The organism is Hymenobacter sp. PAMC 26628, assembly GCF_001562275.1.
Taxonomy (GTDB): domain Bacteria; phylum Bacteroidota; class Bacteroidia; order Cytophagales; family Hymenobacteraceae; genus Hymenobacter.
The window spans coordinates 1,570,016-1,594,093 of sequence record NZ_CP014304.1; the positions used below are offsets into that span (position 1 = coordinate 1,570,016).

The window sequence follows — 24,078 nt, forward strand, 5'->3', positions numbered from 1 at the left end:
TGCCGCAAACAAACGCACCAAAGCGCATGAGGTTGTGCTGGCCGCTGCCGAAGCGCCAGCGTAGCTCGCCTACTAAAGGCCTCCCAGGGGCCCGTAAAGGTAGTTTGGGAGGACTCCGGCTAAAAAGCAAGGGCGGCAAAAAAATGCGCTGCCGGCCCCAAGTAGGGCCCCGGCCGGGCCCCCACGCCGCGCCGTGGCCGTTGGCCAAAAAGCGCCGAACTTGCCGGCCCGTTCCCATTCCAACGCTCCTTGCCCATGCGCAACTCCTTCTGCGCCCTCGGGCTCGCCCTGCTGGCGGGCGCGGCCCACGCCCAGGCCCCCGCGGCCGCCCCGGCCGCTGCCCCCGCTGCCCCCGCCGCCCGGGTGGCTCCCGCCCGTGCGCTGCCGCTGTCGCCCCGGCAGCTGTACCCCGGCCTGTTCGAGGCCGTGCAGCTCGGGCACGTGTACCCCGACGGCAAAACCTTCGTGGATGCGCTGCCCAAGGCGCCGGTGGCCACCATCGTGGCCGCCTACGCGCAGCAGCACCAGCAGCCCGGCTTCGACCTGAAAGCCTTCGCCGACACCTACTTTCAAGCCCCAGTGGCAGGCACGGACGTCTACCGTAGCGACATCGCCGCCGGCCTGCGCGCCCACCTCGACACGCTGTGGACGGTGCTGCAGCGCCGGCCCGACGCCGCGGCCGTGACGCCCGGCTCGTCGCTGCTGCCGCTGCCGCACCCGTACCTGGTGCCCGGCGGCCGCTTCCGCGAGGTGTACTACTGGGACTCGTACTTCACGATGCTGGGCCTGGTGGACGCCCACCGCGTGGGCCTGGTGCGCGACATGGTGGACAATTTTGCCTACCTCATCGGGCGCTACGGCTTCATCCCCAACGGCAACCGCACCTACTACCTCACCCGCTCGCAGCCGCCGTTCTTCGCCCAAATGGTGGAGCTGCTGGCCACCGCCCAGGGCGACACCGTGCGCCGCCGCTACCAAGGGGCCTTGCTGGGCGAGTACACCTACTGGATGGCTGGGGCCGATGCCGTGCGCGCCGGCACCGCCGCTGGCCCGGTGGTGCGCCTGCCCAGTGGGGCCCTGCTGAACCGCTACTGGGACGCCAGCACCGAGCCCCGCGAGGAGTCGTACGCCGAGGACGTGGCCGCCGCCAAGCTGAGCCGCCAGGCCCCGGCCGCATTCTACCGCAACATCCGGGCGGCGGCCGCCTCGGGCTGGGACTTCAGCAGCCGCTGGTTTGGGCCCGATGGCACGCTGGGCTCCATCCAAACCACCGATTTGGTGGCCGTGGACTTAAACTGCCTGCTTTATGGGCTGGAGCAAACCATTGCCCGCGGCTACCGCCAGCAGGGCAACGCCGCGCAGGCCGCTGCCTTCGAGCAAAAGGCTACCCGCCGCCGCCAAGCCCTGCTGCAATACTGCTGGGACCCGGCCACCGGTTGGTTTACCGACTACAACTGGCGACTAGGGAAGCGCTCGGCCCGCCACACGCTGGCGGGGGTATTTCCGCTGGCCCTGGGGCTGGCCCTGCCCGCCCAGGCCAAGCTGGTGGCGGCTGGCTTGGAGCGCGACTTCCTCAAGCCCGGCGGCCTCGTGACCACGCCCTTGCGCACCGGCCAGCAGTGGGACGCGCCCAACGCCTGGGCCCCCTTGCAGTGGATGAGTATCAGCGGGTTGCGCAAGTACAACCAGCCCGCCCTGGTCCGCACCGTGGCCCTGCGCTGGGCCGGCCTGAACGCCCGCGTGTTCACCCAAACCGGCAAGCTGCTGGAGAAATACAACGTGCTGGACGTGAACACCGCCGCCGGCGGCGGCGAGTACCCGCTGCAAGACGGCTTCGGCTGGACCAACGGCACGCTGCTCTGGCTCCTGAACCGCTACCCCGGCGCCGGCAAGCCGCTGTAAGTATTAGGAGGTGTTAGCAGCCGTTTGGGTTTTTGGAACGGTCATGCTGAGCGCAGCCGAAGCATCTCTACTGGGGTAGTAATCAATTGATATACTGCCGCGGTAAAGATGCTTCGCTGCGCGCTGCATGACGTGCTGCTGTTTTGGATTGGGAACAATTCTAATGATTCCCGGGGCCCCAGAGTAGCCGCGCCTATTTCTCGGGCTGCTTCTGCGACTGCCACAGCACCACTTGCCAGCCGTTGGCCGGGCTTTTCACCTGCACCACCACGTATTTAAGGTGGGCCACGTTGGGCGTGCCGTCGGGCTTATTGGGCTGGTAGATGATGATTTGGCCGTTTACCACCGCCGTTTGGCCACCGTTGTAGGCGCGCACGTTCAGGTTTTCCACCTCGATTTTATCATACACGCTCTTGCCGTCGCGGATGCTCTGGAGGTAGTCCGTTTTGCCGTTTTGCTTGCCGCTGGCGTGGGTGTACACCAGGTCGTCGGCGAAAGCTTTTTCCAGGAACGTGTAATCCTTGCTGACTTGGGCGGCGAAGCGCTGGCGCTCCAGCGCCTCCACTTCCTTCACTGCGGCGGCGTTGCGCTCGGCTAGCTTGCCCTCCACGGCCACCAGGTCGGTGGGGCGGCGGGGGGCTTTGGAAGCCCCCTGGGCAAAGCCAGCCACGGGCAGGGCCCCCAGCACGAGTGCCGCAAATAATTGTTTCATCAGCAATGGGTTAGGAAGCGGTGGGGAGGATGTCTTCGTCGTCGAGCACGATGGGTTCCATGCGCGGCACCAGGGCAAACATCAGCACCCAGGCCACCAGGTAGGCCCCGCCGCAAATCAAAAACATGATGAAATAGGCCTTGTCGAGCTGGCCAATGGCCTCGTAGTGCACAAACATGCGCTTCTGCACCAGGGCCGTGAGGGCGATGCCGCCCAGGCCCCCGGCCATGCCCCCAATGCCCGTGACGGAGGCCACGGCCCGCTTCGGAAACATGTCCGACACGGTAGTGAAAATATTAGCGCTCCAGGCCTGGTGGGCCGCCGCGGCAATCCCAATCACGCCCACGGCCAGCCACATGTTGGTTTTGCCCAAATACTGCGCAAACACAATCGGGAACACGCAAAAGGCAATGAGCAGCATAGCCGACTTGCGGGCCTGAAACGCGGGCAGGCCGCGTTTGATAAAGCCCAGCGGCAGGTAGCCGCCGCCCACGCTGCCCACGCTCGAGAGCACGTACACGGCCGCCACCGGCAGGGCAACGCCCGTGCCCGTGAGGTGGTACTGCTTGCCCAGGAAATCGGGGAGCCAGAACAGGTAGAACCACCAAATGGGGTCGGTGATGAACTTGCCGATCACGAAGGCCCAGGTTTGGCGGAAGCCCAACAGGCGGCCCCACGAGGCCTTGGGTTTTTCCTCCACCACGCCCTCGGCGGGCAGGCCGGCGGGAATGTCGGCGTTGATGTAGTCAAACTCGGCCTTACTGAGCTTGGGGTGAGTAGCCGGCGTTTCGTAATACTTGTTCCACAGCACCAACCACACGAAACCTAGGGCCCCGGTGATGATAAACGCCCACTGCCAGCCGATGGTGACGGCGATGAGCGGCACGGTGAGCGGGGCCACGATGGCCCCTACGTTCGAGCCCGAGTTGAAGATGCCCGTGGCCAGGGCCCGCTCGCGCTGCGGAAACCACTCGGCCGTGGTTTTGATGGCCGCCGGGAAGTTGCCGGCCTCGGTGATGCCCAGAAACGCCCGCGCCACCCCAAAGCCCAACGTGCTGCTAACCAATGCGTGGCCCATCGCCGCCAGGCTCCACAAGGCCGTCGAGAAGGCGTAGCCTTTCTTGGTGCCCAGCTTGTCGATGATGCGGCCCGCGCCCACCATGCCCACCGCGTAGGCTAGCTTAAAGGCAATTTCGATGTTGGCGTAATCGCCTGAATTCCAGCTGAATGCCTTTTCCAGGTAGGGCTTCAGTAGCGAGATAACCGCCCGGTCGAGGTAGTTGATCGTGGTGGCAAAAAACACCAGCGAACAGATGGTCCAGCGGTATCGGCCTATGCCGGGGGCCCCGGTCACGGGCGGGGGCGGCGAGCTGCGAAGGGCGGGGTTCATGGAGCGGAGGGTCATTCAACAGTTAGCATTTAACATTTAGCAGCGGTTGGCCGGCCGTTTTTGAGCTGGTGCTGTAGAACGGCGTGGTACTCCGTTCGGCATGCGCACGGCAACGGAGTACCACTCCGTTTTACACGCTTGGCTGGCCGGTTGCTGGGGTGTTAAATGGTAATTGTTAATTGTTAAATGATGAAAGAAACTGCATAAGCGGAGCCACGCGGCCGGTAATTGTGGCTGGGTCGGCCGCGCCCTTAAAGAGCTGCGAGCCAATGCCTACCACGTTCACGCCGGCCCCGAACCACTCGCCCAGGTTCTCGGTGGTGGGCTCCACGCCGCCGGTCACCATCAGCGGCACCTGGGGCATGGGGCCCCGCAGCGCCCGGATGTAGTCGGGGCCCACCAGGTTGCCGGGGAAGATTTTGACCAGCCCCGCGCCGAGCTGCTGGGCGGCGTAAATTTCGTTGGGCGTGAGGGCCCCCGGCACCCAGGCCACGCCGTGGGCGCGGCAGGCGGCGGCCACCTCAGCCGTCGTCACGGGCTGCACCACGAAGGCGGCCCCGGCGCCGATGAACCGCTCGGCGTCGGCCGCGGTGTAGATGGTGCCAATGCCGAGGAGCAGCTCGGGCAACTCGGCGGTGAGCTTGGCTAATGCCTGGAAAACCTCGTAGGCCTGGGGGCCCCGGTTAGTGAACTCGAACACCCGCACGCCGCCCGCGTAGCAGGCCCGCACCACGTCTTGGGCGTGGGCCGCATCGGCGTGGTAAAAAACGGGGACCAGCGGCGCTTGCAGCGTGCGGGCCAACACGTCGGCGGCAGAGAATTGGGGCATGGGCCTGGGCAAGGAATAAACGATTGTGCGAAGATGATCTAATCCAGGGCCCATTCCTAGTAAAAAAGCCGGGAACGTTTGCGGTAGCTGGGCCCTGCTGGGGGCCAAAAACTCAGCGCAATAGCCGCCCCGTGGTGTTGCCCGCCACGATGTGTTCCACCTCAGCCGCCGATACCAGGTTGATGTCGCCGGCGATGGTGTGCTTCAGCGCCGAGGCGGCCGTGGCGAAGGCCAGCGCCCGCGCCGGATCGGCGGGGTGCATCGTGGTGCCGTAGATGAAGCCAGAAATGAACGAGTCGCCCCCGCCGATGCGGTCAATGACCGGCGCGATGTCGTAAGGTGCGGTTTCGTAGTATTCGCCGCCCTGGTACAGCAGCCCGCGGATGCGCTCATGAGAGGCGCTCTGGGTTTCGCGCTTGGTAGCAACGACTTGCTTTATTTGCGGGAAGCGCGCGATGAGCTGCTCCGCCATCGACACGAAGGCGTTGGGGGCCCCGGTAGCGGGCCGGATGCCGAACAGGTCCTCGGCGTCGCCCTCAGCGCACACCACCACGTCGCAGCCTGCTACCAGGGGCGGCATTACATCCTGCGCTTTCTGGCCATACTGCCACAGGTTGCGGCGGTAGTTCACGTCGGCCGATACGGTGAGGCCGCGGCGGCGGGCTTCGGCAATGGCCTCGCCGCAGACCTGCGCCGCGCTGGCCGAAATAGCGGGCGTGATACCCGTCCAGTGCAGCCAGCGCGCGTTGTCCAAGATTTTGGCCCAGTCGAACGCCGCCGGGTCCAAGTGCGCAAAAGATGATTCGGCCCGGTCGTACACGATGCGGCTGGGGCGCAGCGAGGCTCCCACTTCCAAAAAATACAGGCCCAGCCGCCCGGTTTCGCTGAACACGCAGTGCTGCATGTCCACGCCGTAGCGCTGGAAATGCTCGGCCGCCGCGTGGCCCAGCGGGTTGGCCGGGAAGCAGCCGGCGTGGGCGGCAGGCTGGCCCAGCTGCACCAGGGCGGCGGCTACGTTAGCATCGCCGCCGCCGTAGGTCACGGCCAGGGCCGGGGCCTGGGTCAGGCGCTCGTGGTTCGGCGGCGAGAGCCGCATCATGATTTCGCCGAACGTCACGACTTGCTTCATCGAAGGAGATTATGAGGGTAATTGGTAAGCCTTTTTAATAGAAAGCCGTCATGCTGAGCTTGCCGAAGCATCTCTCTTGCGGCAGTAAGCCTAATTAGTTGAGCAGTAGAGATGCTTCGGCTCCACTTCGTTACGCGGACGCCAGATGAGCATGACGGGCTAATTGCCTGCAAATATGAACCTGCTTTAAACGTGCGTGGCTTCGGCCACTGGCTGCACCGTGGGGGCCCCTTGCTCGAAGCCAAAGTACGCCTTGGCGTTGCGGTAGCTCACGTTTTCCACCACCTCGCCCAGCCAGGGCATGATCTCTGCGGGCAGCTCGCCGTTTTCTACGTCGTTGCCCAGCAGGTTGCACAGGATGCGGCGGAAGTACTCGTGGCGCGGGTAGGAGAGAAAGCTGCGCGAATCCGTGAGCATGCCCACGAAGCGGCTCAGTAAACCCATATTGCTGAGGGCGTTGAGCTGCTTTTCCATGCCGTCCTTTTGGTCGAGGAACCACCAGCCAGAACCGAACTGCACCTTGCCGGCCACCGAGCCGTCGTTGAAGTTGCCAATCATGGTGGCAATCAGCTCGTTGTCGGCGGGATTGAGGTTATAGAGGATGGTTTTGGCCAGCTTGTCCTGGCTGTCGAGCCGGTCGAAGAAGCGCGAGAGGGCGCGGCCCTGGCTAAAATCACCGATGGAATCCCAGCCCGTGTCGGGGCCCAGCTGGCGCAGGGCGCGCGAGTTGTTGTTGCGCAGGGCCCCCAAGTGGAATTGCTGCGTCCAGCCCTTTTCCCAATCCAGTTCGGCCAGGAAAATCAGCAGCGCCGACTTCAACTGGTTGATTTCAAACGTGTCCAGCTCGTAGCCACCGCGCGCTTTGGCGAAGGCCGCCGCGGCCTCGCCCTCGGTGTAGTCGCTGGCGTAGATGTGCTCCAGGCCGTGGTCCGACAGCCGGCAGCCGTGGGCGGCGAAATGGTCGTGGCGCTGGCGCAGGGCCCCCAGCAGGTCGGCGTAGGTGTGGATTTTCTGGCCCGCCGCCGCGCCCAGCCGGTCGAGGTACTGGTTGTAATCGGCCGCTTCCGGAGTCATGGCCTTGTCGGGGCGGAAAGTGGGCAGCACGCGCGTACCGAAGCCACTGACGGCCAGGGTTTGGTGGTGCTCCAAGTTATCGGCGGGGTCGTCGGTGGTGCACACGGTTTCCACGTGCATCTTGGCCAGCAGGCTTTGCACCGAAAACGCAGGCGTGCGCAGCTGGGCATTGCAGGCGTCGTAGATGCGGCGGGCGCTGGTTTTATCCAGCAGTTCGGTGATGCCGAAGTAGCGCTGCAACTCCAGGTGCGTCCAGTGGTACAAGGGGTTGCGCACGGTGAAGGGCACGGTCCCGGCCCACTTTTCAAACTTCTCCCAATCCGAGGCGTCGCCGGTAATGAAACGCTCGTTTACCCCGTTGGCCCGCATGGCGCGCCACTTGTAGTGGTCGCCGTACAGCCAAATCTGCGTCAGGTTGTCAAACTGCCGGTTCTGGGCAATCTGGTCGGGCGGCAGGTGGCAATGGTAGTCGATGATGGGCTGCGGAGCGGCGTGCCGGTGGTAGAGCTGGCGCGCCGCTTCGGTTTGCAGCAGGAAATCTTCGTTCAGAAAGGGCTTGCTCATGGGGGCGAACGGATGGGCGACGGGCGGGAGTGCAGCGGCGAATGTAGGGCCCCGGGCGGTCGGCTACCTTCCTGCCGCGTCTTGCCCGGCGGAAATGAAAAAATCGGGAAAGTAACGGCTACAACGAAACGCCTCGTTTCCAGGGGATAAAGTCTTCCTGGCCGTGGCGCACGGCGCTGACTTCCGTTTCGCCGCTGGCCACGCGCACCAGGTAATCGAGGATGCGCTCGCCGGCTTGCTCGATGGTTTCCTCGCCGTCGATGACGGTGCCGGTGTTCAGGTCGATGATGTCGGGCATCCGCAGGGCCAGCTGGGTGTTGGAGCTGACCTTGACGACGGGGGCCACGGGGTTGCCGGTGGGCGTGCCCAGGCCGGTGGTGAACACCACAATGTTGGCCCCCGAGCCCACCTCGGCGGTGGTGCTTTCCACGTCGTTGCCGGGCGTGCAGAGCAGGTTCAGGCCGGGCTGCGTCACCAGCTCGGGGTAGTCGAGCACGGCCACCACCGGCGACGAGCCGCCCTTGCGGGCCGCCCCGGCCGATTTCATGGCGTCGGTAATTAGCCCGTCGCGGATGTTGCCCGGCGAGGGGTTCATGTCGAAGCCCGAGCCCACGGCTACGGCGCTGTCGCCGTAAGCTTTCATCAGCGAAGTGAAGCGGTGGGCCGTTTCGGGCGTTACCGAGCGGTTCACGATTTCCTGCTCCACGCCGCACAGCTCCGGGAATTCGGCCAGGATGACGGAGGCCCCCAGGGCCACCAGCACGTCGGAGGCATAGCCCAGCGCGGGGTTGGCCGAAATGCCCGAGAAGCCGTCCGAGCCGCCGCACTCCAGGCCCAGCGTGAGCTTGCTCAGGGGCGCGGGCTGGCGGCGCTGGCCGTTGGCCTGCATCAGGCCCACAAAGGTTTGGCGCAGGGCCTGGCTCACCAGCGTTTCCTCGGTGCCCAGCTGCTGCTGCTCCAGCACAAACAGCGGTTTGCTGAAGTTCGGGTCACGCTTCGCAATTTCGGCTTGCAGCATGGCTACTTGCGCGTTCTGGCAGCCCAGGCTGAGCACGGTGGCACCGGCCACGTTGGGGTGGGTGATGTAGCCGGCCAGCAGGCCGCACAGCGTCTGCGCGTCCTGCCGGATGCCGCCGCAGCCGCCCTCGTGGGTCAGGAAGTGCACGCCGTCCACGTTCGGGAACAGGCGCGGCTTGGGGGCCCCGTTCAGGGTCCCTTCCAAGTCGGCCTGGAGGATTTCTTCCACCGACTTGCCGGCTTGCATTAGCTCGATAAGCGCCTGCGTTTGGGGCCGGTAGCTCTTGCGGCGGCCGTAGCCGAGGTCGTCCACCAGGGCCGCTTGCAGCACTTGGATGTTGCGGTTTTCGCAGAACACCAGCGGCACCACCAGCCAGTGATTGGCGGTGCCCACGCGCCCATCGGCCCGGTGGAAGCCCTGGAAAGTGCGGCCCTGCCAGTGCGTTACGTCGGGGGCCGCCCAGGGGGCCCGGGCCTGGCCTTCCTCGTAGCTGTCGGTGGCGTGCTGGATGTTGGCGGTGGTGAGCAGGCCGCCGGCGGGCACAGCCAGGCGCATGCGGCCCACCAGCACGCCGTACATGGTCACGGCGTCGCCGGGGGCCAGCGGGTGCATGGCCAGCTTGTGCTTGGCCGGAATGGCGGCCGTGGTGGTCACGGTGAAGCCGCCGGCCGTCACGGGCGTACCGATGGGCAGGTCCGCCAGGGCCACCAGTACGTTGTCGGCGGAGTGGATTTTCGCAACCAGGTGTTTCATAACGGATTAAGCTAGCTAAAATAAAAATCAAACGAAGCCGCAAGCCCCCGGCCGGGCCCCTGGCTGGCCGCTTATCGTTAAGCTAATGCTAAAAGTGCCACCGAGGCCCTTGGGAACGCCCAGGGCCACCAGCAAAAGCTAATTTTTACCCAGCCGGCGCGGGTACGGCGCGGCCCAGCAGGGCCCCCACGGCGGCCGGGGCCCCGTGGGTCAATAGCTGGGCCAGGTGCTGGGTTACGGCGGCCGTAAAGCCGGGCAGGGCCCCCAAGTCCTGGCCCCACAGGGAAACGTCGGCCAATACGCTGGCGGTTAGCATGTGAACGGGCAGCCGCTGCCAGAGGTTGGCGAAGTAGCCGGCCCGCTCGTCGTGAATGGGGTAAGCGGTGCCGTTGGGCAGGCGGCCGTGCCAGGTGCCCTTTTCGTCCTGCGTTTCGCCGCGCATGAACAGCAGGTACGCCGCCCAACCCAGGGCCACGTACTGCGGCACGGCTCCGAAGTGCTGGCTGTAGTGCACCAGCGTGGGCACCACGCGCAGGCTCATCTTGGCGCTGTAGTTGAGGGTGATGGCCAGCCAGCGGTGCTCCACGGCGGGGTTGCGGAAGCGGTCGAGCACTTGCAGGCCGAAGCGCTGGCCCACCTTTTCGTCGATGGGATAGGAGATGCCGGGCAGCAGGTCGGCCAGCATCAGGTTGTGGATGAACGAGGCCAGGTTGCGGTCGTCCATCGCCGCGCGCACCGTGCCGAAGCTGGCCAGCACCGCCAGCCCGCAGCTCAGCGAGTGCGTGCCGTTGAGCAGGCGCAGCTTCAGCTCCCGAAACAGGGTGATGTCAGGCTGAATGAAAATGCCGGGGTCGGTGGGCGCGAAGCTCAGTGCCTGCCGCACCCGCGGCCCGCCCTCGATGGCCCACAGGCGGTAAGCCTCGGCGCTGATGAGCAGCTCGTCGGTGTAGCCCAGCTCGGCTTGCAACGCGGCCAAGGCCCCGGCGGCCGGCGCGCCGGGCACAATGCGGTCCACCAGCGAGTTGCAGCAGTCGTTGGCCGTGTCCAGCCAGTGTAGGAAATCGGGCCCCAGGGCCTGGCGCTCGGCCAGGGTGCGCAAAATGGCGCGCAGCTTGGTGCCGTTGTTGGGCACTAGCTCGGTGGGCACGATGACCAGGCCCCGGTCCGGGGCCCCAGCAAATGCCTGGAACCGGGCCCACAGCACGGCCAGCAGCTTGCCCGGAAACGAGCGCGGCGGCGCGGCGTGAATATCTTCGCCGTCAAGCAGTTCAATGCCTACCTCGGTGGTGTTGGAGATGACCATTTGCAGATCGGGGCTGGCGGCAAAGGCCAACACGTCGGCCCACTGGCTGCGGGCCGACAGCACGCGGCTAAGGGCAGCGCACACCACGTTTTCGGCCACGGTGTGGCCGTCCTCCACGCCCCGCACGCACACCGTGTACAGGGCCCCCTGGCGGGCAAAGGCGCCGGCGTCGCCCCCGTCGGTGGACTTCACGACCACCACGCGGCCGTTGAACAGGCCCTGGCGGTTGGCCTGGTCGATGAGAAAGTCGGGCAGGCCGCGCAGCAGCACGCCGGTGCCGAATTGCAGCACTTTTTCGGGGAGGCTGAGCAGGGCCGGGGCGGGCAGTGAGGCGGCAGGGCTGGCTGCGCCGGCCCGCACGAGGTCGGGCGTTAGTAAGGGCATCATTGGAAGTAGGGGTAAGGCGCTGGCTACTGGCCGGCGGGTTTGGCTTGTTTTTGCTGCCACTGGGGGTAGGCCTGGGTAAGGAGCTTTTCGGGCCAGGTGCCGGCGTAGAGGTAGCCGGCGCGGCGCTCGTTTTCGCTGGTAGTGCCGCGGCCCACGTAAATCGGCCGGTCGGTGTCCAGCTCGTAAAACCGGGCCCAGAACACGGCCCCGGGCGTGGGCACCATCACCCGGTCGTGGCCCCGGTGTGTGGTCCCGGAGGATAGTGGGTGGGGTCGCGAATAAAATTATTAGAATTTTTTCTCCATTCAGCACAAACAAATTCGTAGGGGGTGAGTCCTTTCAGGCGCTTAAGCCGTTTAGCAAAATTGTAAACCTGTAAAAAGCTTTGCAAGTGTCCATTAAGCTGGTCATTGGTCTCATGGTGAAAGCATTTAATCGTCGCTTCTTTGACCGTGCGGTTCATCCGTTCGACCTGGCCGTTAGTCCAGGGGTGGGCGGGCTTGGTAAAACGCTGCTCGATACCCCACGCGTCGCAGAGCTGCCCCACCGGGGGGCGGCCTACTTGCGGCTGGTGAGGCAAATGGCGAAACTGAATTCCGTTGTCCGTCAGCAGCTTATGCACCTTGTAGGGAATCTGGGGCAAGACCCGCCGCAGAAAGTCTACCGCGATGGCCTGGGTAGCGTGCGGGTGTAACCCAGCAAAGGCCAGCTTACTGGTGCGGTCAATGGCGATAAAACGATACTGTTTGCCTTCCTCGGCCTGCACCTCGGCAAAGTCGAGGTGCAGATACCCCAGTGGATAGTCCTTGAACTTCGCCTTTTTTGCCGCGCTCGCCTCTTCGTCCGGTGGCAAGCGGCTGACGCCGTGGCGTTGAAAACAGCGATGCAGGGCCGCGCGGCTCCGGGTCGGAATGGTCTGCTGCAACGCATAGAGGCAATCATCGAGGGGCAGCAGGGTCTGTTGGCGAAACAAAACGACAGCCGCTTCCCCGGCGGGCGTGAGCACCGTAGAGGCGGGTTTAGGACCGCGCACGGCCTCTTCGGTCGTGGTGCGGCCGCGCCACTTGGCCACTGCTTTTTCGTTGATACCCAATTGCTTGGCTACCTTTTGTAGGCTTTCTGTACTTTGCTGGATAAGACGCCGAGTTGCCGGCGTTGTTGTGACGCAGCCATGTGGTATTTTGCCCATAAGTTTGCCTTGAAAGCAGACTCCAAAGCTACACCTCCATCCTCTGGGACTAGTAGTCCAGGCCCACGGTTTGGCCCTGGCCCACGGCGTTTTCGGCCGCAATTTCCATTTCCGTGCTGGCCAGGATGAAGGGCCCCACGCCCTTCAAATCGTTTTTGCGCAGCGGCTCGCTCAGGTAGTATTCGTAGGAGCCGTCGCGGTAGGGCGTGCCGCCCAGCCCGCCCACGCTCACCGTACCGTTGAAGGCCAGGGCCCCGGCCTCCGTTGCCACGAAGCTTTTCAGCAGGCCGTCGTAGCCCCTGCGGGCCACCTGAGCGTACTCTTTATCGAGGTAGCCCAGCCGCGCGCCCTTGGCCAGCGCGTACACAAACATGCTGCTGCCCGACGCCTCGGCGTAGTTGCCCTTGCGGGTTTCCTGTCCCATCACCAGGCTCCAGGTGCCGGCTTTGGCGTCCTGGTACTTGGCCAGCACGGGGGCCAGGCGCTGCAAGTACTTGATGAGCTGGGCGCGCTGCGGGTGGGCGGGGGGGAAGTAGTCGAGCACGTCCACCAGGCCCATGGCGTACCAGCCCAGGCCCCGGTCCCAGAAGTTGGGCGAGTCGCCGGTGGTTTTATCAGCCCATTTCTATTCCTTGCTTTCGTCGTAGCCGTGGTAGAGGAGGCCGGTTTTGGGGTCTACCAAGTGCTTTTCCACCAGCGCAAACTGCTTGGCCACGTCGTCAAATCCCGCCGGCTCCTGCATCAGCTGGCTGTACTCGGCGTAGAAAGGCTCGGCCATGTACAGGCCGTCGAGCCACACCTGGTTGGGGTAGATTTTCTTGTGCCAGAAGCCGCCTTCCTTCGTGCGGGGCTGCTCGGCCAACTGCTTGCGCAGCCGCGCGGCGGCCTGCTGGTAGCGCGCCTGCTGGGGCCCCGATACCTGCGCCAGCAGCAGCAGCGCGCGGCCAGTGGGCAGGTTGTCGAGGGTGTAATCGTCCTTCTTGTAGGTGCGGATGCTCCCGTCCTTTTGCACAAACTGGTCGACGTCTTTTTGGATGTAAGTGAAGTACTTGGCATCACCGGTGCGCTGCCACACCCGCTCCAGAGCCCGGAGCATCAGGCCCTGCTCGTAGTCCCAGCGGGCCGTTTTGCGGCTGCCGATGACGATGGAATCGGGGTGCTGGGCGATGAACGCATCGGCCATGCGCTCCGACATGGGGGCCCCGGCCGCGGCGGGGACCGTTTGCGCCCCGGCGGACAAGCTGGCCAGGGCCAAAGTGAGCCCCAGGGCCCCGAGAAGTTGGTGTTTCATAAAGCTGAACCCGGTATTATGCATATTTCTGCCAAGAGGCCGTCATGCTGAGCTTGTCGAAGCATCCCTACCGCAGCAGTAACCATAATTAGTTGCGCAGTAAAGATGCTTCGGCTGCGCGGACGCCAGATGAGCAGGACGGCCAGTTCTGCTGGCTAGCGCTGCGAAATCACGACGGCTTTCTTGCCCACTTTCGGGCCGATTTCCACGTCTTTTTTGGCGGCTTTGCGGTCGGTGTTCACCAGTTGCACGTTCTTGCTGCGGTCGCCGCTCACGCGCAGCAACAGGTCGGCGCCGGCGGTGTAGCGCAGGCCGTCGAAGCGAATATCCTGGCTGTTTTGCACTTCCAGCACCGGCTTGGTATCGGCCGAAAGCAGCGTCACGTTCGTGAAGCGGATGCCGCTGGCCTCCTGGCACAGCAGGCCTTTCTGGCACTCAATGGTGATGTTTTCCAGCGCTATGTCCTTGATGCTCATCTCTGGCAGGCCCCGCACCAGGATGCCGGTGGCCGCGCCCTTGCACACCACGTTACGGATGCGGAAACCCCGGAACACCGGCGTGCCCGCGTTCAGCGGCATGGGCGCAATAACGGGCGGCGCCGTCGATTCGCCGGCCAGCGGCACAGGGTCCTTGGCAGCGTAGTACATGTCGAAAAGAATCGCCTCGCCGGCAATGTCGGTCATGGCCACGCCGTCCACAAAAATGTTCTCCACCACGCCGCCGCGGCCGCGGGCCGTCTTGAAGCGCAGCCCCACGTCGGTGCCAATAAACGAGCAGTTGCTCACGAACAGGTTGCGGCCCCGCCCGACATTTCCGAGCCAATCACAAAGCCGCCGTGGGCGTGGTACACCTTGGTGTCGCGCACAATGAAGTTTTCCGTCGGCACGCCGCGCTGGCGGCCCTGCTCGTCGCGGCCGCTTTTGATGCAAATGCCGTCGTCGCCCACGTCAAACGTGCAGCCTTCCACAATCCCGTTGCGGCACGATTCGAGGTCCAGGGCGTCGGTGTTCTGGCCGTACCAGGGGTTTTTGGCCGTCACGCGGCGCAGCGTAATGTTGTCGCACAGCATCGGGTGGATGGTCCAGGCCGGCGGTTTTGAATCGTGAAATCCTCCAGCAGCACCTGCTTGCAGCGGTGCAAACTCAGCATGTTGGGCCGCAAAAAATTCTTGATGTCGGCGTAGTCGCCCACGTCTTTGCCCGGCTTCAAAATGCCGGGTTCTGGAGTGGCCGAGCCCTTCAGCGACTGTGCCGAGGGGTACCAGGTGGTCTGCTTCTCGTCGAGCACGCCGCCCGATTTCACCAGCCGTTGCCACTGGGTGGCGGTCAGCTTGTCCTTCTTCACCATGCGCCAGGCGTCGCCAGCCCCGTCGAACACGCCCGCGCCGGTGATGGCAATGTCTTCCAAATCGTAGCCCGAAAGGGGGGACTCGTTGCGCACGGCGTCCACGCCTTCCCAGTTGGTTTTGATGAGGCGGAATTGGCTTTTATCGGTGGTGAACCGCACCAGGGTCCCACGCTGCACGTGCAGGTTCACGTTGCTTTTCAGCTGGATGGGCCCCGTCAGCCACAGGCCCGGCGGCACCAGCACGGTACCGCCCTTGGCCGCGCACGCGTCGGTGGCCTTGCGGAAAGCCTCGGTGTTCAACGTTTGGCCGTCGGCCAGGGCCCCGTAGGCCTAAGAGGCTATCCAAATAGGCAATTGGACCAGGTGATTCGCGCGCAAGCAAAATGAAGCATGGCCAGGTAGTTTTCGGGCTTTTTGGCCCAGCGAATAAGCAAGTGCCGGAAGCGGTTGCGCCAGGAGTGGGTCCGCTCCACGGCCCAGCGCCGGGCTTTCTGGCCGGCTTTTTTAGCCTGGACTTCTTCCCCACGCGGGCGGATGTGGGCCGTGTAGCCCAAGCCGGCCAGCAGTTCGCGCACCTGTTTCGAGGCGTAGCCGGCAGCCAGGCACAGCCCCTGCTGCCCGCTGCCCGGTGGGCTTGCCGGGCCGCTTCGGCCTGGGGCGGCACGCTGGCCCAGGTGCTCTCCACCAGCTTCCCGTCGTGGCGGTTGGCCCCGTCGAGCACCAGCCCCACCGGGATGCCCCGGGCCTCCGTCAACAGGCTGCGCTTGACGCCGCCGTTGCCGCGGTCCGTGGGGTTGGGGCCGGTTTTTTTTTCCGCCCAGCGGCGCTTTGTGCAGCGAGCCGTCGAGCGCCATCCACGCAAAATTCAACCCAAGCAGCTCGTCGTAGTCGCCCAGGGCCTCGTCCCAGCGGCGGGCAAATACGCCGGCTTGCACCCACTGCTGGAACCGGCTGTGGGCGGTACTGCTTTGGCACAAACCGGTTGCATCCAGCGCTTTCCACTGGCAGCCCGTGCGCAAAACGAAGAAGATGGCGCTCCGCGCGTCCCGGTCCGGGATGCGCGGCCGATGGCAGCCCAGCGGGTGGGCCTTGCCCACATGCGCGGGCAGCAGGGGCGCTAACCGCGCCCAAAGCGTGTCTGAAATCGTGAATTCTTGAACTGTCGCCATTAGCCAAAGTTAATCCCCTATTTGGATAGCCTCTTAATGTTGAAGGTGTCCTTCTCAAAATACGGCGCCAGCACCACCGGCAAGTCAAATACAAATTTGCCGTCGAAGCCCGTGGCGCGCAAGTTCTTGGCTAGCGGCAAGTTCAGTTTCTTCACGTCTTGGGCCACCAGCTGGGCCACGCGCTCGGCGCCGTAGGCCGAGAAGTGCGTGTTGTCGAGTTTGGCGTTGTGGGCCCCGTTCTGGTAGCTCCAAAACAGCGGCTGCGTGCCTTTCTCGCCCAGCTGCGCGTACAGGGCCCAGCTGGTTTCGTGCAAGTCAATCAGCGGCACTTTCTGCTGCTTGGCTACTTCCTTCGCCACGCCGGGGTACTCGCCGTGGTCGTCTTTGCGCTGCCCTTTTGCGTCAAAGTAGCGGCGGCCCACGGGCGTGAGCAGCACCGGCAGGGCCCCCTTCTGGCGGGCTTCCTGCACGAAGCGGGTCAGGTTTTGGCGGTAGGCGGTTTGGGGCGCGACGTAGCGGGCGGTGTCCTCCATCTTGCTGTCGTTGTGCCCAAACTGGATGAACACCCAGTCGCCGGGGTGCAGCTCGGCCAGCACCTTGGCCCAGCGCCCCTCGGTGCGGAAGTTGCGGGTGCTGCGGCCGTTCACGGCTACGTCGTGCACCTCAATCTGGCCGTCGAAATACTGCTGGAAGTACATGCCCCAGCCCCGCTCGGCCTTATCAAGCGGCTTGTCCGACATGGTGGAGTCGCCGACCAGAAAAACCTGGGTTTTAGGCTCAGCGGCCGGCCGGAACGCCAGCAGGCAAGCCGTTGCGCCGACGAGAAAATACAGGACAAAAGACCTCGTGGTAGGGGATGGAAAAGCGCGGCCTCGCCCGCACCAACGGGCCGCAACCCCAAAATAGGGCAAGACAATACTAGCGCTGGTTGGGCCCCGGAGACGCTCAAAACTGGTCCCAGGGCCCATTTTTCTGCGCAAACATTCCCGGTAACGTTGTCGGATAAGCTGCGCTTGGCAGTTGTTTGCAAATTGCCTTTCGCTGGCAGCGCTACGAAAAAAGGCCTGCCAATTACTGGCAGGCCTTTTCTCACGTCCAATATATAAAATATATATTACTATTTTATTAATTCGTGCAGCACGGTTTGCATGGAAATAGTTCGGTTGCCGGCTTCCTGAATGATAAGGGAGTTGGGCGAGTCCAGCACGGCATCGGATACTTCCACGTTGCGGCGCACGGGCAGGCAGTGCAGAAATTTGGCACTGTTGGTGTAGGCCATGTGGGCTTCGCTTACCATCCAGGCGGGGTCGGAGCTGAGGATTTGGCCGTAGTTGCGGTAGCTGCTCCAGTTTTTGGCGTAGATGTAGTCGGCGCCCTCGAAGGCTTTCTTTTGGTCGTATTCGATGCGGGCGCCCTTGGTGAACTGCTCGGCCAACTCGTAGCCTTCGGGGTGGGTGATGACGAAATCCACCCAGTCGATTTCCGAAAACCAGTCGGCGAACGAGTTGGGCACGCACTGGGGCAGGGCGCGCACATGCGGGGCCCAGGTGAGCACCACTTTCACGCGCTCCTTCTGCTTGGTTTCGGCCACGGTAATGAGATCGGCGAAGCTTTGCAGGGGGTGCAGGGTGGCGCTTTCCAGGCTGATGACGGGCACGGTGGCGTACTGGAGAATCTTGTTAAACACGACTTCCTGGTAGTCCTCGTCGCGGTCGGTGAGGGTGGGGAAGGTGCGCACGCCCAGCACGTCGCAATACTGGCTCATTACCGCAATGGCATCCTTGATGTGCTCCTGGGTGCCGCCGTTCATCACTGCGCCGTCGGCCATTTCCAGGGTCCAGGAGTCGGCTCCGGCGTTGAGCACCCAGGCTTGGGCCCCCAGGTTATAAGCTGCCTTGATGGAGCTGAGCCGGGTGCGCAGGCTGGGATTGAAGAAGATGAGGCCGACGGTTTTGTTGCGCCCGATGTGCTGGTAGCCGTAGGGATTGGCCTTGATTTCTAGGGCTTGCTGTAACAGGGCTTTATAGTCACCCGCATCGGCGAAGGAAGTGAAGTTTTTCATAGTCTGTGTATAGGCTTTCAAAACGTCATGCTGAGCTTACCGAAGCATCTCTACTGCTTCGTTGGTAGTTAGATTAGTTTACTGAAATATCATGCTATAGAGCACAGCAGTTCGTTAGCTAATTGTCTAACTTGGTTTATATCTAGTTCGAACTCTGGCCCGTCTTTCATCATCGCAATGGTCATTATGGTGTCGTACAAGCCTTTTTCAAGATGACCTTGGTGCTTGAAGTGCTTGCTTGAGGCCCAGCGGGCCAATCGCACAACTGAGAAAGGTGGTTCGGCTTCCGCTAAATCACGCTCTAATTCCGCCAATAACTCGGCCGCAAAACGCCGTTTTGTGTAAATAATACTCACCTGTTCTCATTTGATGACTCCTCATACGCTGCTGATATAACAGTCACAACGAAACGGTAGAGATGCTTCGACAAGCTCAGCATGAGGTTCTGGATGGATGTTTTACGACGTTCAACGACTACATCGCCTTATACTCATTCCAGCTCTTAATTTTCAAATCCTTCATCTCCAGCGTGCAGAAGGCCTGGATAAACGCCTTCGCCAGCCGCGCATTCGTCAGCAAACCGACGCCGGAATCCACGGCGGTGCGGCGGATTTTGTAGTCGTTGTCCAGCTCGCCTTTCGAGAGGTTTTTGGGGATGTTGATGACCAAGTCGATTTTCTTCTCCTTCAGGTAGGTCAGCACGTTGGGCTCCTGGGCGTCGTCGGGCCAGTAGAGCAGGCTGCTGGGTACACCGTTTTCAGCGAAGAAGCGGTGGGTGCCCTGGGTGGCGTAAATCTGGTAGCCTTTTTTCACGAGCAGCTCGCTGGCCGAGAGTAGGGCCACTTTCGACTTGATAGGGCCACCGGAAATGAGCACCGATTTCTGGGGGATTTTGTAGCCCACGCTCAGCATCGATTTCAATAGGGCTTCCTCGGCGGTGTCGCCCAGGCAGCCTACTTCGCCGGTGCTCACCATGTCCACGCGCATCACCGGGTCGGCGCCGGGCAGGCGGGTGAAGGAGAACTGCGGGGCCTTCACGCCCACGAAGGGCAGGTCGTAGACCCGCTCGCTCTCGTCGCGGGCTACTTGTTTGCCCAGCAGTACCTGGGTGGCCTTTTTGATGAGGTTATTGCCCGAGATTTTCGACACGAACGGATAACTCCGCGACGCCCGGATATTGCACTCAATCACCCGGATAGTGCCGTTCTTTTCCAGGAACTGGATGTTGAACGGACCGCTGATTTCGTAGCGCTTCGCAATTTTTTCGGCGATGATTTTCAGTTTGCGCACCGTGCCCACGTACACGCGCTGCGGCGGATAGTACATCGTCGCGTCGCCGGAGTGCACGCCGGCAAATTCCACGTGCTCGGAAATGGCGTAGCTCACGATTTCGCCGTGGTCGGCCACCGCATCCAGCTCAATTTCCTTGGCTTCCTGAATGAACTCGGACACCACCACCGGGTATTCGGCGCTCACCTCCTTGGCGGCTTTTAGGAATTCCTCCAACTCGAAGTTGTTGGACACCACGTTCATAGCCGCGCCCGACAGCACGTAGCTCGGCCGGATGAGCACTGGGAAACCAACTTCCTGCACGAATTCCTGCATGGCGGCCAGCGAGGTCAGCTCCTTCCAACGCGGCTGGGCAATGCCCAGCTCGTCCATGATGCTGCTGAACTTGTGGCGGTTCTCGGCCTCGTCGATGCGGGCGGCCGAGGTACCCAGGATGGGCGCGTGGGCTTCTTCGAGGCGGGTGGCGAGGTTGTTGGGAATCTGACCGCCGGTGCTCAGAATGACGCCGCCGGGCTGCTCGAAATCGAGGATGTCCATCACCCGCTCGAAGCTCAGCTCCTCGAAGTAGAGCCGGTCGCTCACGTCGTAGTCGGTCGAAACGGTTTCGGGGTTGTAGTTGATGAGGATGGTTTTGTAGCCCTCCTCGGCCGCCGTCTGCACGGCCTGCACCCCGCACCAGTCAAACTCCACCGACGAGCCGATGCGGTACACGCCCGAGCCCAGCACCACGATGGACTTCGCGGTTTCGCGGGCCAGGTCGTTTTCGGTGCCGTGGTAGGTGGTGTAGAGGTAGTTGGTCTTGGCCGGAAATTCGGCGGCCAGCGTGTCAATCTGCTTCACCACGGGCAGCACGCCCAGAGCCTTGCGGCGGGCGCGCACGCGCAGCTCGTCGGCCTTCACGTCGCCCTCGCCCAGCAATTGCACGGCAATCTGCTGGTCTGAGAAACCGGCTTTCTTCACCTCACGCAACAGCTTGGTTTCCAAAGAATCCAACCCAACGGTGCGGCCGGCGGCCAACTGCTGGCCCAGCTCGAAAATGGTGAACAGGCGCTGCAAAAACCAGTGGTCAATCTTGGTCAGCTGGTGCACCTGTTCCAGCGTGTAGCCGGCCTCGAAGGCGTTGTTGATGGCGAAGATGCGCTCCTCGTTAGGCTCGCTCAGGAGCTTATCAATCGTGTCCTTTTCGATGTTTTCGGGCCGGTTGGCCACGAAGCCGCGCTTGCCGGTATCCAGCATGCGCAGGCCCTTCTGAATGGCTTCCTCGAACGATTTTCCGATGGCCATCACCTCGCCCACGCTCTTCATGGCCGAGCCAATCTGGCGGTTCACGCCCGAGAATTTGCCCAGGTCCCAGCGCGGCAGCTTCACTACTACGTAGTCGAGGGCCGGCTCGAAAAAGGCCGAAGTGGTCTGCGTGACGCTGTTTTTCAGCTCGGCCAGCGAGTAGCCCAGGCTCAGCTTGGCGGCCACGAAGGCCAGCGGGTAGCCCGTCGCCTTCGAGGCCAGCGCCGAGGAGCGTGACAGGCGCGCATTCACCTCAATCACCCGGTAATCCTCCGACACGGGGTCGAGGGCGTACTGAATGTTGCACTCGCCCACAATGCCCAGGTGCCGAATGGTCTGGATGCCGATGCTGCGCAGCTTGTGGTACTCGCGGTTGCTGAGCGTTTGGGACGGGGCCACCACGATGCTCTCGCCGGTGTGGATGCCGATGGGGTCGAAGTTCTCCATGTTGCAGACCGTGATGCAGTTATCAAACTGGTCGCGCACCACTTCGTACTCCACTTCCTTCCAGCCCTTCAGCGATTCTTCCACCAAAATCTGGTCCGAAGTCGTGAAGGCCTGCCGGGCCAGGGCCCGCAGCTCGTCCATGTTGTTGGCGAAGCCGCTGCCCAGCCCGCCCAGTGCAAACGCGGCCCGCACGATGATGGGGAAGCCAATGGTTTCGCCGGCGGCCAGGGCCTCGGCCATGCTGGTGCAGGCCACGCTGCGGGCCGAGAGCACGCCAATCTGGTCGAGCTTGACCTTGAAAATCTCCCGGTCCTCGGTGTCGATGATGCTCTGCACGGGCGTGCCCAGCACCTGCACGTTGTACTGCTCGAACACGCCGGCGCGGTACAGGGCCACGGCGCAGTTCAGCGCCGTTTGGCCGCCAAAGGCCACCAGAATGCCATCGGGCCGCTCTTTTTTGATGACTTCCTCCACGAAGTAGGGCGTCACGGGCAGGAAGTACACGTCGTCGGCCATGCCGTCGGAGGTCTGCACGGTGGCAATGTTGGGGTTGATGAGGATGGTGCGGATGCCTTCCTCCTTCAGCGCCTTGAGGGCCTGCGAGCCGGAATAATCGAACTCCCCGGCCTCGCCAATTTTCAGCGCGCCGGAACCAAGGATGAGTACTTTGTTGGGTTTGTTCATTAGGTTGTGTATGTTCAAAAAAGAACGGTCATGCTGAGCCGGCCGAAGCATCTCGCACACTTCGTAAGACCAGTTATGGCTTTATTTTACTTGCTGCTTCGCAACTCAGTAATTCAGCATCTAAACGACGACTCTTTATTACCAAAAAACTATCCCTACTTGGCGCACAATTCGTTGCGTCTTTTGCGTAACTATATATTGAATAGCTTACTGCTACAACATCGCCATTTTGCCAGGTTGTAGTTTTTGTGGTGGTTAGGGGTCGAGATATATATTTTTTGATTTGGGAATCATAGCAAGTAATAATTTCAGCGCTTTTGGCTTGAGCTTCGATGCCATCAATGAAATGATAATAATCTTGAAATGAATTTTGAATGGTTTCAGTGTCACCAGACCAAATTCGCGCTAATACTCCCTTGTAAAATGTTATATATAAATTTATAGTTGACTTCACTGTCCCATCCCGACCTATTTGTACAAGGTATTTTGGCAATACAAACACTCTGCTATCTGAACATTGAGGAGCGTTAAAAATATAATTATCAAGTGCTGGTTTTAATTCTATAATACTTTCTGTTGTGCTAGTCTGCAATTCAACCTCAATCGCAGAGATTGCAACACGAATGTCAGTATTCCATTCCGCCTTTAAGGGATTAAGAATAGCAGTTATTGATTTGCCAATAATGAATGGCCCTAGCCCTTTTAAATTGGGTTCTCGCGGAACGCTCACCTTTAGTGTTGTTGCCGCCTTTTTCGAAGTAATTTTCTTCACAGTCTGTGCTGTTGCAACATAGGGTAAAATTATTGCGAGCAGAGCGAAGAGTGATTTCATGTGAGAGTGGAAAGTTTTAATTAAGGATTGACAGAACCAGTTTGCAACGAAGCGGTGGAGATGCTTCGCTGCGCTCTGCATGACGTTCTACTTTGCCCCGGCATTACTCTTATACTCCACCACCGCTTTCAAAAAATCATCGAACAGAAACTCCGTATCCTGGGGCCCACCGGCGGCTTCGGGGTGAAACTGGGTGGAGAAAAACGGCTTGGTTTTGTGCTTGATGCCTTCGCAGGTGCCGTCGTTCAGGTTCTCGAACAGCATCTGCCATTCGGCGGGTAGCGTTTCGGTATCTACCGCGAAGCCGTGGTTCTGGCTGGTGATGTAGCAGCGCTGGGTGCCGGTGAGCTTCACGGGCTGGTTGTGGCTGCGGTGGCCGTATTTCAGCTTGAAGGTGTCGCCGCCCGCGGCCAGGCCCATGAGCTGGCTGCCCAGGCAGATGCCGAAAATGGGCTTGTCCTGTTGCAGGGCTTTTTGCAAGTGCTGGATGGTGGCCTCGCACATTTTGGGGTCGCCGGGGCCGTTGCTCAGGAACAGGCCGTCGTAGTCGAGGGTCGTAAAATCGTAGTCCCAGGGCACGCGAATCAGCTCCACGTCGCGCTCCAGGAAGCAGCGGATGATGTTGGTTTTGGTGCCGCAGTCCACGAGCACGATTTTGTGCTGGCCGCTGCCGTAGTGCCGGATGCCGGCTGGGCTCACCTGCGCCACCAGGTTGTCGAGGTTGGGGTCGTGGAAGGGCACGTCATCCTCGGCCACGATTTTGCCCAGCATCGCGCCTTTCTCGCGCAGCTTCTTGGTGAGCATGCGGGTATCGACGCCGCAGATGCCGGGGATGTTGTACTCCTTCAGCCAGTCGCCGAGGCTTTTGGAGGCGTTCCAGTGGCTGTGCTTCTCGGAGTAGTAGTTCACCACCAGCCCGGCAATGTGGATTTTGTCAGACTCGAAAATGGTCGAAATCGACTCGTACAGCTCCTCGCCGGGCACGCCGTAGTTGCCCACCATGGGGGTGGTGAGCACCAGAATCTGGCCGGCGAAGGACGGGTCGGTGAGGTTCTCGGGGTAGCCGGTCATGGCCGTGCTGAACACCACTTCGCCAGCGGCGGAGATGAACGCGCCGAAGGATTCGCCCTGGATGGAGGTGCCGTCTTCGAGGATGAGTTTTACCGGTTTAGCGTTTTCCACTCTGTTATGAGAAAAAGGATGTATTCTGTTGTTAATTTTTTGCCGTAATCAGGCACGCCGCGTCCCTGCTTGTGGCGCTACAGGGCAGTGGTGCGTTTCCCCATCATCCCAATCAACGCTGATGGGAAGCTGGCCATTGGTAGGAAGGGCGACGATTCGGGAAGCCCCGCGACCGGGCGCTTGGCGGGCGCGCGGCGTCGTCTTAGCCAGCTTTTGCAGCCGCCCCAATACATTTTCGGC

General features: G+C 62.1%; 20 protein-coding genes and 1 pseudogene. 1 reads left to right on the forward strand and 20 read right to left on the reverse strand.

Features of this window, described 5'->3' with window-relative positions:
• Positions 1-255: 255 nt before the first annotated feature.
• Entirely contained in the window at positions 256-1,902 is a 1,647-nt protein-coding gene (treF, locus tag AXW84_RS07050) for an alpha,alpha-trehalase TreF (RefSeq protein ID WP_068230589.1), read from the forward strand.
• Positions 1,903-2,095: 193 nt separating this feature from the next.
• Here treF and AXW84_RS07055 read toward each other — a convergent pair whose 3' ends face one another.
• The 20 genes and pseudogenes from AXW84_RS07055 to carA form a co-directional block, all read right to left on the reverse strand.
• Positions 2,096-2,614: a nuclear transport factor 2 family protein gene (locus AXW84_RS07055; protein WP_082773749.1), complete on the reverse strand. Its 519-nt coding sequence runs from the start codon at positions 2,612-2,614 to the stop codon at positions 2,096-2,098.
• A gap of 10 nt (positions 2,615-2,624) precedes the next feature.
• Complete coding sequence (locus AXW84_RS07060) at positions 2,625-4,004, reverse strand: MFS transporter (RefSeq protein ID WP_068239018.1); 1,380 nt, start codon at positions 4,002-4,004, stop codon at positions 2,625-2,627.
• A 175-nt stretch (positions 4,005-4,179) separates the two neighbouring features.
• Positions 4,180-4,833, reverse strand: coding sequence for a ketohydroxyglutarate aldolase (locus tag AXW84_RS07065; protein WP_068230591.1), 654 nt, complete (start codon positions 4,831-4,833; stop codon positions 4,180-4,182).
• A gap of 112 nt (positions 4,834-4,945) precedes the next feature.
• Positions 4,946-5,962, reverse strand: a complete 1,017-nt coding sequence (locus tag AXW84_RS07070) for a sugar kinase (protein WP_068230594.1) — start codon at positions 5,960-5,962, stop codon at positions 4,946-4,948.
• Positions 5,963-6,148: 186 nt separating this feature from the next.
• Entirely contained in the window at positions 6,149-7,600 is a 1,452-nt protein-coding gene (gene uxaC, locus AXW84_RS07075) for a glucuronate isomerase (RefSeq protein ID WP_068230597.1), read from the reverse strand.
• Positions 7,601-7,718: 118 nt separating this feature from the next.
• Positions 7,719-9,371 carry a UxaA family hydrolase gene (locus AXW84_RS07080; protein WP_068230600.1) on the reverse strand — a complete coding sequence of 551 codons (1,653 nt, stop codon included), beginning with the start codon at positions 9,369-9,371 and terminating at the stop codon, positions 7,719-7,721.
• Positions 9,372-9,516: 145 nt separating this feature from the next.
• Entirely contained in the window at positions 9,517-11,061 is a 1,545-nt protein-coding gene (locus AXW84_RS07085; RefSeq protein ID WP_236943272.1) for a tagaturonate reductase, read from the reverse strand.
• 23 nt (positions 11,062-11,084) lie between these two features.
• Positions 11,085-11,285 (reverse strand): pectate lyase, encoded by a 201-nt coding sequence (locus tag AXW84_RS07090; RefSeq protein WP_157886869.1) that lies wholly within the window; start codon positions 11,283-11,285, stop codon positions 11,085-11,087.
• Positions 11,285-12,250, reverse strand: a complete 966-nt coding sequence (locus AXW84_RS07095; RefSeq protein ID WP_068230605.1) for an IS481 family transposase — start codon at positions 12,248-12,250, stop codon at positions 11,285-11,287. The genes AXW84_RS07090 and AXW84_RS07095 overlap by 1 nt, the downstream gene beginning before the upstream one ends.
• Before the next feature lie 49 nt (positions 12,251-12,299).
• Positions 12,300-13,565, reverse strand: a pseudogene (locus tag AXW84_RS23920) (glycoside hydrolase family 88/105 protein).
• Between the two features lie 131 nt (positions 13,566-13,696).
• A complete protein-coding gene (locus AXW84_RS26390; RefSeq protein ID WP_068230619.1) occupies positions 13,697-14,326 on the reverse strand; it encodes a glycosyl hydrolase family 28 protein in 630 nt (209 codons plus the stop codon).
• Positions 14,323-14,610: a glycosyl hydrolase family 28 protein gene (locus AXW84_RS26395; RefSeq protein ID WP_068230621.1), complete on the reverse strand. Its 288-nt coding sequence runs from the start codon at positions 14,608-14,610 to the stop codon at positions 14,323-14,325. Before AXW84_RS26395 ends, AXW84_RS26390 begins: the two co-directional genes overlap by 4 nt.
• Positions 14,577-15,188 (reverse strand): hypothetical protein, encoded by a 612-nt coding sequence (locus AXW84_RS26400; RefSeq protein WP_068230623.1) that lies wholly within the window; start codon positions 15,186-15,188, stop codon positions 14,577-14,579. The genes AXW84_RS26395 and AXW84_RS26400 overlap by 34 nt, the downstream gene beginning before the upstream one ends.
• Positions 15,189-15,226: 38 nt before the next feature.
• On the reverse strand, positions 15,227-16,057 hold the full coding sequence (locus AXW84_RS23115) for an IS5 family transposase (protein ID WP_236943273.1): 831 nt from the start codon (positions 16,055-16,057) through the stop codon (positions 15,227-15,229).
• Between the two features lie 17 nt (positions 16,058-16,074).
• Complete coding sequence (locus tag AXW84_RS07130; protein ID WP_068230628.1) at positions 16,075-16,797, reverse strand: rhamnogalacturonan acetylesterase; 723 nt, start codon at positions 16,795-16,797, stop codon at positions 16,075-16,077.
• Positions 16,798-17,174: 377 nt separating this feature from the next.
• Positions 17,175-18,119 (reverse strand): N-acetylornithine carbamoyltransferase, encoded by a 945-nt coding sequence (locus AXW84_RS07135; RefSeq protein WP_068230630.1) that lies wholly within the window; start codon positions 18,117-18,119, stop codon positions 17,175-17,177.
• Positions 18,120-18,208: 89 nt separating this feature from the next.
• The gene (locus AXW84_RS07140; RefSeq protein WP_157886870.1) at positions 18,209-18,475 is read right to left on the reverse strand and encodes a hypothetical protein; all 267 of its coding nucleotides are present in this window, start codon (positions 18,473-18,475) and stop codon (positions 18,209-18,211) included.
• Between the two features lie 118 nt (positions 18,476-18,593).
• Complete coding sequence (carB, locus tag AXW84_RS07145; RefSeq protein ID WP_068230638.1) at positions 18,594-21,824, reverse strand: carbamoyl-phosphate synthase (glutamine-hydrolyzing) large subunit; 3,231 nt, start codon at positions 21,822-21,824, stop codon at positions 18,594-18,596.
• Between the two features lie 73 nt (positions 21,825-21,897).
• Positions 21,898-22,656, reverse strand: coding sequence for a hypothetical protein (locus AXW84_RS24620; RefSeq protein ID WP_157886871.1), 759 nt, complete (start codon positions 22,654-22,656; stop codon positions 21,898-21,900).
• Between the two features lie 87 nt (positions 22,657-22,743).
• Positions 22,744-23,838: a glutamine-hydrolyzing carbamoyl-phosphate synthase small subunit gene (gene carA, locus AXW84_RS07150; protein WP_068230641.1), complete on the reverse strand. Its 1,095-nt coding sequence runs from the start codon at positions 23,836-23,838 to the stop codon at positions 22,744-22,746.
• Between the last annotated feature and the right edge of the window lie 240 nt (positions 23,839-24,078).